Origin of the sequence: Pseudomonas sp. 22072, assembly GCF_052046095.1 — a bacterium.
Classification (GTDB): Bacteria; Pseudomonadota; Gammaproteobacteria; order Pseudomonadales; family Pseudomonadaceae; genus Aquipseudomonas; species Aquipseudomonas paracarnis.
The window spans coordinates 379,253-394,641 of sequence record NZ_JBQEQE010000001.1 but is presented as its reverse complement, the minus strand read 5'-3'; the positions used below and the strand labels follow the sequence as shown (position 1 = coordinate 394,641).

Sequence of the window (15,389 nt, the reverse complement as noted above, 5' to 3'; positions counted from 1 at the left end):
ACGGCGCAATGTCTAGAATGGAGCGCTGTATCCTAGCACCGGCAGACGTACCAAGACTATCGAGGGCGTCAGATCGTTTATCCTGCAGTTGCCATTCATCAGACAAATCCAGTGGAACCCAATGGAAGACACCGACCTGCAAGCGCTGATGGCCAGACTCGAACTGCTAATTGATCGGGTCGAGCAACTTAAGAGTCAAAACGGACTCCTATTAGCTCAGGAAAAGACCTGGCGCGAGGAACGCGCTCACCTCATTGAAAAAAACGAAATCGCCCGGCGTAAGGTCGAATCGATGATTTCGCGCCTGAAGGCCCTGGAGCAAGACTCATGAGTTCAAGCAATAGCGTTACCGTGCAGATCCTCGACAAAGAATATTCGATCATCTGCCCCCAGGAAGAACGCAGCAACCTGGTGAGCGCTGCCCGCTACCTGGACGGCAAGATGCGCGAAATCCGCAGCAGCGGCAAAGTGATCGGCGCCGACCGCATCGCTGTGATGGCCGCGCTGAATATCACCCACGACCTGCTGCATAAGCAGGAACGCCCTGACGTACAGGCCAGTGGTTCGACGCGCGAGCAGGTGCGTGACCTGCTCGATCGCGTGGATCTGGCGCTTTCCACCGATTCAGACACACCCAAGGGCTGATTGCCGAGCGGGTTTAAGGTATACTCGCCCCACTCCCTGGCGTGTTTGCCAGTCGGCGATGTCCCTGAGCCGATTCGCACTACCCTGGAAGTTGCACGTTGGGCTGGTGTGCATGTCCGCTAGACGGAAAGCCTTAAAGCCTACTGCTTCTTCCACCTTGAACTTTCGGGTTCAAGGGCTAAGTCGACAGCGGCTCTGTCGGGGAGCCTGAATTCCCAAACTCAATGCCAGTCCCCGGACTGGCATTGTTTTATGAGCCGAAAATCATGACCGAACCTGCGCCGCTATCTCGTCCGCAACTTCGACGCATGTTGCGCAAGGCCCGCCGCGCCCTCACGCCAAGCGAGCAGCGCCAGGCCGCTCAGGGTCTGTACCGACAACTGGCACAGCACCCGCTGTTTCGCCGGGCCAAACATATCTCTTTATATCTGCCCACGGACGGTGAAATCGATCCGCGCCTGCTGCTGCGTGCGGCCCAGCGCCGCGGCAAAGCCACTTACCTGCCGGTGCTCAGCGCCTGGCCGCGCACCAAGATGGTGTTCCAGCGCGTACGGCCTGGGGATAAGTTGCTGCCAAACCGCTTTCGCATCCTTGAACCACGGGTCAATGCCCATCGTCAGCGCCAGGTCTGGGCGCTGGACCTGGTGTTATTGCCGCTGGTGGGGTTCGACGATGTGGGTGGGCGCCTGGGCATGGGCGGCGGGTTCTACGATCGCAGCCTGGCCTATCTTGCCCGCCGCCAGAGCTGGCGCAAGCCAACGCTGCTGGGGCTGGCCCATGAATGCCAGAAAGTCGAACGCCTGGCGCAGGCGAGTTGGGATGTGCCGTTGGCGGGTACGGTGACTGATACGCAGTGGTATGACGCACAAACGCCGCTGGAAACAGCGGCGCCTTGGTGAATGCTTGAGTTAACGCTTGAACGGTTGTGGCTGCTGCTGAGCCAGTTCAACCGGTGCATCGGTCTTGTTCGACCACAGGCTCTGGGCATAACCGGTGGTCACGACGCCCAGACCAAACAAAATAACCAAAATCCATAGTAAATCCGGCTTACGTTGCATCGATTGCCCCCCTTTCAGGCACCTCGTACACGATGACAACAACGTTCCAAAGTAGTCCGTTGCAGCTGCGTCAAGCTTAAAAGCGCGCATTCTGCGGTAACGTGAACCAACACGCAAACCTTGACGCCAACCGACTGTCGGTTTGTCATGCAATTGCCCGACAACGTGCCCAATGCCTTTTTCAGGAGCCCAACAATGGCCTACTGGCTGATGAAATCCGAGCCCGACGAACTCTCCATCAACGGCCTGGAAAAGCTCGGCGAAGCGCGCTGGGACGGGGTACGCAACTATCAGGCCCGCAACTTTTTGCGCGCCATGGCCGTGGGCGACGAGTTTTTCTTCTACCACTCCAGTTGCCCGGAGCCAGGGATTGCCGGCATCGGCAAAATCACTCGGGCCGCCTATCCGGACCCCACTGCGCTGGAACCAGAAAGCCACTATTTCGACGCCAAGGCCACCCCGGAGAAAAACCCGTGGAGCGCGATCGATGTCGCTCACGTGCAGACCTTTCCCAAGGTGCTGGGCCTTGGCTATCTAAAGCAGCAAACTGCACTGGCTGAAATGCCGCTGGTGCAAAAGGGCAGCCGGCTTTCGGTCATGGCAGTCACACCGGAGCAGTGGGCAGCGGTCCTGCAGTTGCTTTAATGGATACTGGCTTCTTGCGGTGCCTGTCAGGCTTCGCGGGCAAGCCCGCNACTGGAATGCGAGCCCCCTGTGAAAGCGGGCTTGCCCGCGATAGTCGCGCAGCGAGTTACTGGATGATCAGGTTGTTGAACAGCAGGTCTTCTACCACCGGCTTGCCGGTTTCATCGTTCATCACCTGCTGCGTTTGCTTCAACGCTTCCTGACGCAGCTTTTCCTTCCCTTCCACACTGCTCATGGTCTCGTTGGTCTGCTGGGTAAACAGCGCGACCAGTTGGTTGCGAATCAACGGGTCGTTGGCCTTGACCAACTTCGCCGCCTCATCACCGGTCACGCGCAGAGCAATGTCGGCCTTGTAGACCTTGAGCTTGGCGGTGCCATCCAGGCCGTAATTGCCCACGAACGGCGGGCTCAGGCTGATATAGCTGACCTTCGGCGCCTCGCCCTCTTTGGCCTCTTCGGCCTGGGCTGCCATCGGCAAGGTCAGGGCCAGCATCAACAGGATCCACGCTTTCACAGTTCATTCCTCGAATTCGGTTGCCGGGTAGCATAACGCTAGCAAGGCTGAGCACAAGCTTATGGGGGCTTATCAGGCGCGGGCATGCTCGTTGACCCACGGGCGTTCCCTCCTACACTTATCGGCCACGACGCCAAAAGGAATAGTCCGATGAAAGCTGTGCTGTGCAAAGCCTTCGGCCCCGCCGAAACCCTGGTGCTGGAAGAGATCGCCAGCCCCGCGATCAAGAAGAACGAAATCCTGTTGGACGTGCACGCGGCCGGGGTGAATTTCCCGGATACCCTGATCATCGAAGGCAAATACCAGTTCAAGCCGCCCTTTCCGTTCTCACCCGGTGGCGAAGCGGCAGGCGTGGTCAGTGAAGTGGGTGAGAAAGTCAGCCATCTGAAAGTCGGTGACCGTGTGATGGCGCTGACCGGCTGGGGCAGCTTTGCCGAGCAGGTCGCGGTGCCCGGCTATAACGTGCTGCCGATCCCGCCGAGCATGGATTTCAACACCGCCGCCGCCTTCAGCATGACCTACGGCACCTCCATGCACGCGCTGAAACAACGCGCCAACCTGCAACCCGGCGAGACCTTGCTGGTGCTTGGTGCGTCCGGCGGCGTGGGCCTGGCCGCCGTGGAGATCGGCAAGGCCATGGGCGCCCGGGTGATTGCCGCCGCCAGCAGCGCCGACAAGCTCGCAGTGGCCAAGGCCGCTGGCGCCGATGAGCTGATCAACTACAGCGAAGCCAGCCTCAAGGACGAGGTCAAGCGCCTGACCGATGGCAATGGCGCCGATGTTATCTACGACCCGGTGGGTGGCGACCTGTTTGACCAGGCCATTCGTTCGATCGCCTGGAATGGGCGGCTGCTGGTGGTGGGGTTCGCCAGCGGGCGTATTCCTGAACTGCCGGTGAACCTGGCGCTGCTCAAGGGCGCAGCGGTGGTCGGGGTGTTCTGGGGCTCGTTTGCCCAGCGCCAGCCGCAGGATAACGCGGCGAATTTTCAACAGTTGTTCACCTGGTATGGCGAGGGCAAGTTGAAGCCGTTGGTGTCACAGGTGTATCCGCTGGAACAGGCAGCACAGGCGATCAATGATCTGGGGCAGCGCAAGGCAGTGGGTAAAATAGTTGTCCAAACCCGATAACACACCTGAAATGCAATCCATGTGGGAGCTGGCTTGCCTGCGACAGCGGTGAGTCAGCTGCTACAGATGAAGCTGAAAGACCGTCATCGCAGGCCAGCCAGCTCCCACAGTAGTTACTTCGCGGTCTTAGGACCTAACCACGACCATCACTTATCTATAGGCGACATGTTCGTAAAAGAACATGCAATTGCTCTCGTTTCCTGTGTTTGCAGATAAGAGGCGATGCTATTTTCGGTAACGAAACTGTAACATTCGCATCCGCAGTCAAAACAAGAAATTTGGAGCTCTTGAATGTTTGCTTTCTTTCGTCCTGCCGCACACCAGGCGCCCCTGCCTGAAGAAAAAATAGACAGTACCTACCGACGGCTGCGCTGGCAGATCTTCGCGGGTATTTTCTTTGGTTACGCCGGTTACTACCTGCTGCGTAAAAACTTCTCCCTGGCCATGCCCTACCTGATCGACGAGGGTTACACCCGCGGTGAACTGGGCCTGGCGATGTCGGCGATTGCGATTGCCTACGGCTTGTCCAAATTCCTGATGGGCCTGGTGTCCGACCGCTCCAACCCACGCTATTTCCTGCCCTTTGGCCTGCTGGTTTCGGCGGGGGTGATGTTCATTTTCGGTTTCGCACCTTGGGCAACGTCCAGCGTGACCATGATGTTCATTTTGCTGTTCATCAACGGCTGGGCCCAGGGCATGGGTTGGCCGCCAAGTGGGCGGACCATGGTGCACTGGTGGTCGCAGAAAGAACGCGGCGGCGTGGTGTCCGTGTGGAACGTGGCGCATAACGTCGGCGGTGGCTTGATCGGCCCGCTGTTCCTGCTGGGCATGGCGTGGTTCAACGACTGGCATGCAGCGTTCTATGTACCGGCCACCGTGGCCCTGGCGGTGGCGGCGTTTGCCTTCATCACCATGCGGGACACTCCGCAATCGGTAGGCCTGCCGCCTATCGAGAAGTACAAGAACGACTATCCGGAAGGCTACGATGCCAGCCACGAAGACGAATTCAGCGCCAAGGAAATCTTCGTCAAGTACGTGCTGCGCAACAAAATGCTCTGGTACATCGCCTTCGCCAACGTGTTTGTCTATCTGCTGCGCTACGGCGTACTGGACTGGGCGCCGACCTACTTGAAAGAAGCCAAGCACTTCACGGTCGATAAGTCGTCCTGGGCGTACTTCTTCTACGAGTGGGCAGGTATCCCGGGCACGCTGCTGTGCGGCTGGATGTCGGACAAGATCTTCCGTGGCAACCGCGGCCTGACCGGTATCGTGTTCATGGCCCTGGTGACAGTGGCCACCCTGGTTTACTGGCTCAACCCGCCGGGCAACCCGATGATCGACATGATTGCGCTGTTCTCCATCGGCTTCCTGATCTACGGCCCGGTGATGCTGATCGGCCTGCAGGCATTGGAACTGGCTCCGAAGAAGGCCGCCGGCACCGCAGCGGGCTTCACCGGTCTGTTCGGTTACCTGGGCGGTTCGGTAGCGGCAAGTGCGGCCATGGGCTACACGGTCGACCATTTCGGCTGGGACGGTGGTTTCGTGCTGCTGATTGGTGCGTGCGTACTGGCGATCGCGTTCCTGATCCCCACGCTGTGGCACACCAACAGTGTCAGCTCGGCGCGTTAATCGCCCGGGCAACCCTTGGCACAACGCTTGAGCCGCGCCTCCAGGTTTTTATCTGGCATGGCGTGGCTACGCAGGGCGTTCACGGTCTGCTCGACATAATCGCGAGTCGTGCCGTAACGCCCGCAAGCGCTTTGCAGTACATGATTAAGCACGATATCAGGCAAGTTGCCAGCATAGCTGGGCAAATGCCGCTCCAACACAAACCCCAACGCCTGCACGGTACTGCCATCTTGCAATCGGCAGCTGAGCCAGTGCGGCCGGTAAGAGGGGTATGGCATCTCGCGTTGCCACAGGGCATACAGCGAGGCCTCCAACTGATCTTCCGGCAAACGGTAGGCGAACCCGCTGCAGGAACCACCGCGGTCCAGCCCGAACACCAACCCCGGCAATTCCGGCGTACCCCGATGCTCATGGGACCACAGGTACAAGCCCCGGTGATAACCGTGGACCCGTGCCCGAACGCGCTCGGTGGATGAACATTCAGGGCGCCAGATCAGCGAACCATAAGCAAATAGCCACACCGGCCCACCCTTATGCCGTGCCATGGTGGCTTGCATCGAGCTCATCAACTGTTCGTGTGTGAGTTGCGGCCCAAGATCGAGGCGCGGAGGGTAAGCCAATTGCAGAAGATCGGTTTCAATGGCGGTCATGGCGAAATGCGGTACGCCTCCTGAGTGTTACCAGTTGTGAGCGACTTTACCGTAATAAAACGCAGCGCTGTAACCGTACGGCGAAAAAGTGCCACTGGGCATTAATCAACGCCGCCACTCGTCAGGATCTGGACGGTTAATCCCGCTACTGTCAGCCCCGGTTCAGCCTGGGCGGGCGCCATGCCGTCAAACTAGCGCGCACATAACGACCCACTTAGCCGTTCATTACATCGACTATCGAGGTCGCCCCATGAAAAAATTTCGATTGCCTGGGCTGTTGTTCCTGGCCCAAGCCACCACCGCGCTGGCGAGCGAAACCCCACTCGCCAACGACGACAAAGGCTTCTGGTACGCCCAGACCAGTGTCTACACCCGGCACTTCGCACCCGACCCCGAGCACAACAACAAGCAGGGCTTGATCGGCCTGGAACGCAACGAGGCATCGGGGCTGTTGTATGGTGGGGTGACTTTTCGCAACTCGTTCCGCCAGCGCTCGTACTACGCCTATGCGGGCAAGCGCTATGACCTGGCCGAGTATCCGGTGTATGCAAAATTGACCGGCGGGCTGCTTCAGGGCTATCGCGGCGAGTACCGCGACAAGATCCCGTTGAACCGATTCGGTGTGGCGCCGGTGATCATTCCGTCGGTGGGCGCGCATTACGGGCCGGTGGCGGCGGAGTTGGTGTTGCTCGGGTTCAACGCGGCAATGGTGACAACTGGCGTGCGCTTCTGACACGACACTGTCCCCTGTGGGAGCTGACTTGCCTGCTCCTACATTATTCAGCGCAAGGCTTCAGGGCCTTGGGGCGTAGGCGAAGACGTCGGCGCGCATCCGGTGCGCATCCATGCCGGCGTTGACCAGTGCGTCCAGCGTGCCGTAGATCATCGCCGGCGAACCGCTGGCGTAGACGTGCACGCTATTGAGGTCGGCAATGTCTTCGCACACTGCCTCATGCAGCAAACCACAGCGCCCTTCCCAACCACACAGGTCGCTGACGACTTTGTGCAGGAACAGGTTGGGTAATTGCAGCCATTGATCCCAATGCTCGATTTCGTAGAAATCTTCCGGCAGACGCACGCCCCAATACAGATGCACCGGGTGCTTGAAACCTGAAGCGCGGCAATGCTCGATCAGACTGTTCATCTGCGCCATGCCGGTGCCGGCGGCCATCAGTACCAGTGGCCCGTCTGGCAGTTCAGCCAGGTGAGTGTCGCCAAACGGCAGCTCGACGCGCGCCATCTGGTTACGCTGCAACTGTTCGATGAGGCTGCGCGCGCTGGCTTCCCGTGCCAGTACATGCAACTCCAACTCACGCCCGGCATGGGGCGCCGAGGCAAGGGAAAACGCTGACTTCTCGCCGTTGTCCCGCTCGATCATCAGGTATTGCCCGGCGTGATAACGCACCGCCTTGCCAGCCGGGGCGCGCAGGCGCACGCGCCACACATCGCCACCCACTTGCGCACACTCGATCAATTGGCACGACAATTTGCGCAACGGCAACTCTCCCGGCGCCAGAACGCCATCCCACAGCACCACACAATCCTCCAGGGGCTCGGCGATACAGGTGTAGAACTCACCATGATCACGCACTTCCCCGGCTTGGCGTACCCGGCCCTCCACCAGCAACGCCGCGCAGACATGGCACACGCCATTGCGACAGGCTTGAGGGCACTCATAGCCCAGGCGACGGGCGCCTTCGAGGATTCGCTCGCCAGGAGCCAGCTCCAGCACAGCACCGGAAGGTTGCAGGGTTACACGCATCAATCTATTCCCAATTCTTTCCAGATCGCATCGACCCGCGCAGTGACAGCTTCATCCTTGACGATCACCCGGCCCCACTCACGCGTGGTTTCGCCCGGCCATTTGTGCGTGGCATCCAGGCCCATCTTTGAGCCAAGGCCCGATACCGGCGACGCGAAGTCGAGGTAGTCGATAGGCGTGTTGTCGATCATCACCGTATCGCGCTTGGGGTCCATGCGCGTGGTGATGGCCCAGATCACGTCGTTCCAGTCCCGGGCATTGATGTCGTCGTCGGTGACAATAACGAACTTGGTGTACATGAACTGTCGCAAAAACGACCATACGCCGAGCATTACCCGCTTGGCATGCCCCGGATACGACTTCTTCATGGTCACGATGGCCATGCGGTACGAACAGCCCTCGGGCGGCAGGTAGAAGTCGGTGATTTCCGGGAATTGCTTTTGCAGGATCGGCACGAACACTTCGTTGAGCGCCACGCCGAGGATGGCGGGCTCATCGGGCGGACGACCCGTGTAGGTGCTGTGGTAGATCGGCTTGACCCGATGGGTGATGCGCTCGACGGTGAACACCGGAAAGCTGTCGACTTCGTTGTAGTAACCGGTGTGGTCGCCGTAGGGGCCTTCATCGGCCATTTCACCAGGGTGAATCACGCCTTCAAGAATGATCTCGGCGGTGGCCGGCACTTGCAGGTCGTTACCGCGGCACTTCACCAGCTCCGTGCGATTACCGCGCAACAAGCCGGCGAAGGCGTACTCGGAGAGGCTGTCAGGTACGGGCGTGACCGCGCCGAGGATGGTCGCCGGGTCGGCACCCAGGGCCACGGATACCGGGAACGGCTTGCCGGGATGCTTTTCGCACCACTCACGGAAGTCGAGGGCGCCGCCACGGTGGCTCAGCCAGCGCATGATCACTTTGTTACGGCCAATGACTTGCTGACGGTAGATACCGAGGTTCTGGCGGTCCTTGTTCGGGCCTTTGGTGACGGTCAGGCCCCAGGTGATCAGCGGGCCGACGTCGCCGGGCCAGCAGGTTTGCACCGGGAGCATGGCCAGGTCGACATCGTCGCCCTCAATGACCACTTCCTGGCACACCGCGTCCTTGACCACCTTGGGGGCCATGGCAATGATCTTGCGGAAGATCGGCAGCTTGGACCAGGCGTCCTTCAAGCCCTTGGGCGGCTCGGGCTCCTTGAGAAAAGCCAGCAGCTTGCCGATCTCGCGCAGTTCGCTGACGGACTCGGCGCCCATGCCAAAGGCCACGCGCTCGGGAGTGCCGAACAGGTTGCCCAGCACCGGAATATCGAAGCCGGTCGGGTTTTCGAACAACAGCGCCGGGCCCTTGTTGCGCAAGGTGCGGTCGCAAATCTCAGTCATTTCCAGCACCGGAGAAATCGGCATCTGGATACGTTTCAACTCTCCGCGCTGCTCAAGTTGCTGCACGAAATCCCGAAGATCCTTGAATTTCATTAACCATGCCACCCGTAAAATAGGCGTACATCCTACCTGCTCTGAGGGCGGCTGGCAGCTTAATTGGCCGTCAATCCGCGTGATTGCAACGAACTGAACAACGGCTCCAGGAAGGCTTCGATGTGTCGCGCGCCGACGTCTGAAAGGTGGTTATCGTCGGTATATAGCGCTCGGCCATTGAGTTCGACCCGGCATACACCGTCGGTGCCACACAGCAAAGGTGCAGGGTCCAGCACCGCGACACCGCTGTCGGCCGCCGCCAACTCATCAAACAAGTGCGTGATAAAGGCCTGGCGCTTTACATGCTCGGCCACGGCGAGCCCTTCACCGTCCACGGGGCGGTTCATCATGGCCAGGCGGCTGAGACGGTAAGGTACGATGATTTCCTGCAGCGGCACTTCCTTGACCAGCCAGACCTTGTGCCCGGCAGCGCGCAAGCCCTGGATGCGCTCGCGCAAGCCCTGGGCAAAGCGTTGTTCGGCGACGGCACGCACATACTGGCCGGTGCCCGGGTCTTTGAGCGCATGCTCCTTGTCACCGGACATTTGCCCGTACACATACAGGCTCCAGCGGGCGGCCAACACCACATCGCTGAAAGCCTGCTCGGACATGGCCTTCTCGACGCGACGATTGAAATGCGCGCAGCGGGCAATATTCTCCAGGCCATCGAGGGGAATACAGCCGGCAAAACTGGCTTCGACCAGGCTGATATCGTGGCGATCAGCGCCCTCTTTAAGTGCGGGTATCAGCGCAGTGGCGTGACTGTCGCCCCATACCAGCGCTGAAACAGATTGGCCTTTCGGGCCGAAATGGCAGAACAAGCGTTCATCGGGCGTATCTTTGTCGGCCATGCACGCCAGCAGGTCAGGGCTCCACTTCTTGGCCTGGGCAAAACGCAACGCCTGTTCGGACAAGCGCGAAGGCACGCCGTCAGCTTCGCGTATCGCAAGGCCAGTGAAGCCCAACCCCAGAATGCCGACCATGGCTGACGCCAGAATCGCCTTACGCGAAGCCAGCAAACGTTTTTCCCGGAACGGCGTTTCCACGAAGCGCCAGGACAGATAGCCCAGCACCAGCGAAAGCAGCATCAGCCCCGCCAGCTCCAGCGCGCTCAAGCCATCCACCGCGGCATAGTTGGCGTACACGAACACCGGCCAGTGCCAGAGGTACCAGGAATAAGAGATCAGCCCGATACCCACCATGATCCGTGTGCCCAACAGGCGAGCGACCCAGGTCTGTTGCTGGCCGTTGGCCCAGATCAACCCGACCACCCCCAGCACGGGCAACAACGCGGTCGCACCTGGGAACGGCGTTTTCGCGTCGTAGCCCAGCACAGCGATGAGGATCAATGCCAGGGAAGCCAGGCTGACCCCTTGAGCCAAGGCCGGCGAGGCGCGCCATTCACGCTTGGGCTGCACCGCCAGCATTGCACCGGCCAGTAGTTCCCAGGCCCGCAGGTGCAACAGGAAGAAGGCTTTCTGCGGCTCATGCTGAACCGCCCAGACGCTCATGCCAAACGACACCAAAAGTACCGCGAACAATGCCAGGCGCCAGTGCTTCAACCGACTGGAAAGCAACGTCAGCAGCAATGGGAAGAAAATATAGAACTGCTCTTCTACTGCAAGCGACCAGGTATGCAGCAAGGGCTTGATGTCGGATGAGGCATCAAAGTAGCCATGCTGACGCGAGAACAACAGGTTCGACGTAAAGGTCACCTGATAGTGCGCAGACCGCCCTAACTCCTCATAGTCCTTGGGCGCCAACAGAAACCAACCCACTGCCAGTGTCGCGGCGATCATCACAAACAGGGCCGGCAAGATACGCCGGGCTCGACGAGCCCAGAAGTCGATGAAGCTGAAGCGTCCAGCTTGACGCTCACGCCAGATAATTGACGTGATCAGGAAACCTGAGATGACGAAGAAGACGTCAACGCCAACAAAACCGCCAGTAATGCCAGGGACACCAAAGTGGAACAACACGACTGCAAGGACAGCAATGGCACGCAGGCCATCGATGTCTCTGCGGTAAGCAAGGGTGGTCATAAGAATGTGGTCAGTCTGCGACGAAAGGGATGAGCGAAGTCACGCGTCAATTTTTGTTACTTAACGGATACTTATGCCACAAAAATCGCAGAATCTCGACGCAAAAAAAATGGCGTCCCATTAAGGACGCCATTTTTTTGGACCTGAAACGCTGTATTACTTGCGTTTCATCGACAGGAAGAACTCGTCGTTGGTCTTGGTGGTTTTCAGCTTGTCGATCAGAAACTCGATGGCCGCAACTTCGTCCATCGGGTGCAGCAGCTTGCGCAGGATCCACATACGCTGCAGTTCGTCGTCTGCGGTCAGCAACTCTTCGCGGCGGGTGCCGGAGCGGTTGATGTTGATCGCCGGGAACACACGCTTTTCAGCGATGCGGCGGTCCAAAGGCAGTTCCATGTTGCCGGTACCCTTGAACTCTTCGTAGATCACTTCGTCCATCTTCGAGCCGGTTTCAACCAGCGCGGTGGCGATAATGGTCAGCGAGCCGCCTTCTTCGATGTTCCGCGCAGCGCCGAAGAAACGCTTTGGTTTCTCCAGGGCGTGGGCATCGACACCACCGGTCAGCACCTTGCCGGAGCTCGGGATCACGGTGTTGTAGGCACGGGCCAGACGCGTGATGGAATCGAGCAGGATCACCACGTCTTTCTTGTGCTCGACCAGGCGCTTGGCCTTTTCGATCACCATTTCGGCAACCTGCACGTGGCGGGTTGGCGGCTCATCGAACGTCGAGGCAACCACTTCGCCGCGCACGGTGCGCTGCATTTCGGTCACTTCTTCCGGACGCTCATCGATCAACAGCACGATCAGATGAACTTCAGGGTTGTTACGTGCAATGTTCGCGGCGATGTTCTGCAGCATGATGGTCTTGCCGGCTTTCGGCGGTGCGACGATCAGGCCACGCTGGCCTTTGCCGATCGGAGCGCAGAGATCGATCACACGACCGGTCAAGTCTTCGGTGGAGCCGTTACCGGCTTCCATCTTCATGCGCACGGTCGGGAACAGCGGGGTCAGGTTCTCGAAGAGAATCTTGTTTTTCGCGTTCTCTGGGCGGTCGAAGTTGATCGTGTCGACCTTGAGCAGGGCGAAGTAACGCTCGCCTTCCTTCGGAGGACGGATCTTGCCAACGATGGTGTCACCAGTGCGCAAGTTGAAGCGACGGATCTGGCTCGGCGAGACGTAGATATCGTCTGGGCCGGCGAGATAGGACGCGTCTGCAGAGCGGAGGAAGCCGAAGCCGTCCTGGAGGATCTCCAGCACGCCATCACCGGAGATTTCCTCGCCGCTTTTCGCGTGCTTCTTGAGCAGGGAGAAAATCACGTCCTGCTTGCGCGAACGGGCCATATTTTCTATGCCCATTTCTTCGGCCAATTGGAGCAGGTCGGTAATCGGCTTTTGCTTGAGTTCAGTCAGATTCATATAGGAATGACGTAATCATTTATGGAGGGGGGAAATTAAGCTTTTGGCTTAATGAGGCCGCGCCGCAGAGAAGGCGACAGGATCGCGTACTAATCGAAAAGGAATGCGTCGGCGACGGCTTGCAGGGGGCAGTGGAGAAACCACTGCGGGGCCGAATGTACCACCTGGATTTCGGAGCGTCTAGCCCTGCTTTACGAAAAAGCCCCGCTATTTGCGGGGCTTTTTTGACGACGCTTAGATGTTCGCGTCGAGGAAAGCTTGCAACTGGGACTTCGACAGCGCGCCCACTTTAGTCGCTTCAACATTGCCGTTCTTGAACAGCATCAGCGTAGGAATACCACGTACGCCATGCTTGGCCGGAGTTTCCTGGTTGTCGTCGATGTTCAGCTTGGCAACGGTCAGCTTGCCTTCGTAGGTGGTTGCAATGTCGTCCAGGACCGGAGCGATCATTTTGCAAGGGCCGCACCATTCAGCCCAGTAGTCAACCAGCACCGGGCCGGCAGCCTTGAGTACTTCGGCCTCAAAGGTCGCGTCGGTGACGTGCTTGATAAGATCGTTGCTCATGGATGTCTCCGGATTGTAAGCAAAAAAAACGTTGCCCATCATAGCCGCCCTTCCCCTGTTCAGGAAGCCGCGTCTGATTGAGTCTTGCTATGAAGTTGAATGAGTGTGGGTATGACCCCACTCACGACGTAACGGGCGTCACGAACGCAATGCCCGTGCGCAACGCAGCATTACGTATATGTTCCTGCATGGTTTTCTGCGCCGTCGTACTGTTGCGGCGGGCCAGGGCACGCAGGATCCTGCGATGTTCCTGCCAGGTTTCCATGGCCCGCTCCGGCCGGATGAACGGTAGTTTCTGACTCTCCAAAAACACCTCGGCACTGGCACTGAGGATACTCACCATTGCCTGGTTACCGCTGGCCAGCAGAATGCACTGGTGAAATTCGAAGTCCAGGCGTGCGGCCGCTTCGAAGTCACGCGCCTTGAGCACTCTGTGCATGGCTTCGACATTATCCTCCAGGCTGTCCAGCGCCTCGATGGTCAGTGCCATTGCTGCCAACCCCGCCGCAAACCCCTCCAATGCGTAGCGCAGCTGGAAGATATCCGGCGGCGTAGCCTGCGCCGCGAAGGGCCAGGCAAACCCGGGCGCTTCTTGCACGTCCTGCACGAACACGCCCTTGCCCGGCTGCACACTGACCACGCCCAAGGCGCTAAGCGATGACAGCGCCTCACGCAACGAAGCCCGGCTCACCCCCAATTGCAGGGCCAGGTCGCGCTGGGACGGTAACGCATCGCCCGGCCCGAAGCCTTGCTCCTTGATGAGTTTGCGGATGGCCTGCAAGGCCGCTTCCGGTACGGCTTGGGCAATGGAATTCATAAAAAGCACAGGTTCCCGATAGCTGCGTGACCCGTTGTAAAACTATTTATGGCCGGCTGCAAGCCACGCCCCAAAGGGGCTCGCAGCTTTTTGTCAGCGCTCGAAAAGGGTGCGAAAACCCTGGCAACTGTTCAGACCAGTAAGACCTGTGCATCTCAATAAACATCAGCCTTGCAGACGATCCGAACGGTGCTGGCATGGGCTGTGCACTGGGCAAACTCAGAAAATTCCTTCGCCTTTTTCGGAGAGTTGCCATGACCAAGCGCTACAGCGCCCTGCTCACTGCCCTGTTTGCCAGCCTGATGCTGAGCCAGGCACCCGCCCAGGCGAATGGTCTGGATGACATCGTCGCTCGTGGCACGCTGAAGGTTGCCGTCCCCCAGGACTTTCCGCCGTTTGGCTCGGTCGGCCCTGACATGCAACCCCGTGGCCTGGACATCGACACCGCCAAGCTGCTGGCCGACCAACTCAAGGTCAAGCTGGAACTGACCCCGGTGAACAGCACCAACCGCATCCCGTTTCTCACCACCGGCAAGGTCGATCTGGTGATTTCCAGCCTGGGCAAGAACCCCGAGCGCGCAAAGGTCATCGACTTCTCCAGCGCCTACGCGCCGTTCTACCTCGCCGTGTTTGGACCGCCTGACGCCGCCATCGCCAGCCTCGACGACCTCAAGGGCAAGACCATCAGCGTGACCCGTGGCGCCATCGAGGACATCGAGCTGACAGCGGTAGCGCCCAAGGAAGCCACGATCAAGCGCTTTGAAGACAACAATTCCACCATCGCCGCCTACCTGGCCGGCCAGGTCGACCTGATCGCCAGCGGCAACGTGGTCATGGTGGCCATCAGCGAACGCAACCCCAAACGCGTACCCGCGCTGAAGGTGAAGCTCAAGGACTCGCCGGTGTACGTGGGCGTGAACAAGAACGAGCCGGCGCTGTTGGAAAAGGTCAACCAGATCCTGGTCGCAGCCAAGGCTGACGGTAGCCTGGAGAAAAACGCCATGCAGTGGCTCAAAGAACCGCTGCCTGCCGACCTCTGACGCGGAGCTCAAC

Annotated in this window: 17 protein-coding genes and 1 other RNA gene; 9 read left to right on the top strand and 9 right to left on the bottom strand. The window is 59.3% G+C overall.

Annotated elements, in window-relative coordinates:
• Positions 1-121: 121 nt before the first annotated feature.
• The 4 genes from ACTJLA_RS01810 (at position 122) to ACTJLA_RS01795 (ending at position 1,544) form a co-directional block, all read left to right on the top strand.
• Positions 122-331, top strand: coding sequence for a TIGR02449 family protein (locus ACTJLA_RS01810; protein WP_003177365.1), 210 nt, complete (start codon positions 122-124; stop codon positions 329-331).
• Positions 328-645 carry a cell division protein ZapA gene (locus ACTJLA_RS01805; RefSeq protein WP_054895993.1) on the top strand — a complete coding sequence of 106 codons (318 nt, stop codon included), beginning with the start codon at positions 328-330 and terminating at the stop codon, positions 643-645. The genes ACTJLA_RS01810 and ACTJLA_RS01805 overlap by 4 nt, the downstream gene beginning before the upstream one ends.
• A 30-nt stretch (positions 646-675) precedes the next feature.
• Positions 676-854, top strand: a non-coding RNA gene (ssrS, locus tag ACTJLA_RS01800) — 6S RNA.
• Between the two features lie 57 nt (positions 855-911).
• Entirely contained in the window at positions 912-1,544 is a 633-nt protein-coding gene (locus tag ACTJLA_RS01795; RefSeq protein ID WP_034129012.1) for a 5-formyltetrahydrofolate cyclo-ligase, read from the top strand.
• Positions 1,545-1,553: 9 nt separating this feature from the next.
• Here ACTJLA_RS01795 and ACTJLA_RS01790 read toward each other — a convergent pair whose 3' ends face one another.
• A complete protein-coding gene (locus ACTJLA_RS01790; RefSeq protein WP_010207387.1) occupies positions 1,554-1,703 on the bottom strand; it encodes a hypothetical protein in 150 nt (49 codons plus the stop codon).
• Between the two features lie 195 nt (positions 1,704-1,898).
• Here ACTJLA_RS01790 and ACTJLA_RS01785 point away from each other — a divergent pair, with 195 nt between their 5' ends.
• Positions 1,899-2,348: an EVE domain-containing protein gene (locus ACTJLA_RS01785; protein WP_034129013.1), complete on the top strand. Its 450-nt coding sequence runs from the start codon at positions 1,899-1,901 to the stop codon at positions 2,346-2,348.
• A gap of 106 nt (positions 2,349-2,454) precedes the next feature.
• Here ACTJLA_RS01785 and ACTJLA_RS01780 read toward each other — a convergent pair whose 3' ends face one another.
• Positions 2,455-2,862, bottom strand: a complete 408-nt coding sequence (locus ACTJLA_RS01780; RefSeq protein WP_014720413.1) for a flagellar basal body-associated protein FliL — start codon at positions 2,860-2,862, stop codon at positions 2,455-2,457.
• A gap of 150 nt (positions 2,863-3,012) precedes the next feature.
• Here ACTJLA_RS01780 and ACTJLA_RS01775 point away from each other — a divergent pair, with 150 nt between their 5' ends.
• On the top strand, positions 3,013-3,990 hold the full coding sequence (locus ACTJLA_RS01775) for an NADPH:quinone oxidoreductase family protein (protein ID WP_019817790.1): 978 nt from the start codon (positions 3,013-3,015) through the stop codon (positions 3,988-3,990).
• Between the two features lie 291 nt (positions 3,991-4,281).
• Positions 4,282-5,619, top strand: a complete 1,338-nt coding sequence (gene glpT, locus ACTJLA_RS01770) for a glycerol-3-phosphate transporter (RefSeq protein ID WP_032878817.1) — start codon at positions 4,282-4,284, stop codon at positions 5,617-5,619.
• On the opposite strand, the gene ACTJLA_RS01765 is transcribed toward glpT, so the two are convergent.
• Entirely contained in the window at positions 5,616-6,269 is a 654-nt protein-coding gene (locus ACTJLA_RS01765; RefSeq protein ID WP_054895996.1) for a gamma-glutamylcyclotransferase, read from the bottom strand. The genes glpT and ACTJLA_RS01765 overlap by 4 nt on opposite strands.
• Positions 6,270-6,519: 250 nt before the next feature.
• Here ACTJLA_RS01765 and ACTJLA_RS01760 point away from each other — a divergent pair, with 250 nt between their 5' ends.
• Complete coding sequence (locus tag ACTJLA_RS01760) at positions 6,520-7,002, top strand: hypothetical protein (protein ID WP_057975319.1); 483 nt, start codon at positions 6,520-6,522, stop codon at positions 7,000-7,002.
• Positions 7,003-7,062: 60 nt separating this feature from the next.
• Here the strand turns inward: ACTJLA_RS01760 and ACTJLA_RS01755 are convergent, their stop codons facing one another.
• From ACTJLA_RS01755 to ACTJLA_RS01730, 6 genes are all read right to left on the bottom strand, one after another.
• Positions 7,063-8,031 carry a CDP-6-deoxy-delta-3,4-glucoseen reductase gene (locus ACTJLA_RS01755; RefSeq protein ID WP_057975318.1) on the bottom strand — a complete coding sequence of 323 codons (969 nt, stop codon included), beginning with the start codon at positions 8,029-8,031 and terminating at the stop codon, positions 7,063-7,065.
• Entirely contained in the window at positions 8,031-9,497 is a 1,467-nt protein-coding gene (gene ubiD / locus ACTJLA_RS01750) for a 4-hydroxy-3-polyprenylbenzoate decarboxylase (protein WP_003195329.1), read from the bottom strand. The genes ACTJLA_RS01755 and ubiD overlap by 1 nt, the downstream gene beginning before the upstream one ends.
• 59 nt (positions 9,498-9,556) lie before the next feature.
• Entirely contained in the window at positions 9,557-11,539 is a 1,983-nt protein-coding gene (locus ACTJLA_RS01745) for an acyltransferase family protein (RefSeq protein WP_054895998.1), read from the bottom strand.
• 156 nt (positions 11,540-11,695) lie between these two features.
• Positions 11,696-12,955, bottom strand: coding sequence for a transcription termination factor Rho (gene rho, locus ACTJLA_RS01740; protein ID WP_003176825.1), 1,260 nt, complete (start codon positions 12,953-12,955; stop codon positions 11,696-11,698).
• Positions 12,956-13,189: 234 nt separating this feature from the next.
• Positions 13,190-13,519: a thioredoxin TrxA gene (gene trxA, locus ACTJLA_RS01735; RefSeq protein WP_034129019.1), complete on the bottom strand. Its 330-nt coding sequence runs from the start codon at positions 13,517-13,519 to the stop codon at positions 13,190-13,192.
• Between the two features lie 121 nt (positions 13,520-13,640).
• Complete coding sequence (locus ACTJLA_RS01730; protein ID WP_034129020.1) at positions 13,641-14,336, bottom strand: FadR/GntR family transcriptional regulator; 696 nt, start codon at positions 14,334-14,336, stop codon at positions 13,641-13,643.
• Between the two features lie 254 nt (positions 14,337-14,590).
• Between ACTJLA_RS01730 and ACTJLA_RS01725 the strand changes: the two genes are divergently transcribed.
• Complete coding sequence (locus ACTJLA_RS01725) at positions 14,591-15,376, top strand: transporter substrate-binding domain-containing protein (RefSeq protein WP_054896000.1); 786 nt, start codon at positions 14,591-14,593, stop codon at positions 15,374-15,376.
• Positions 15,377-15,389: the final 13 nt, after the last annotated feature.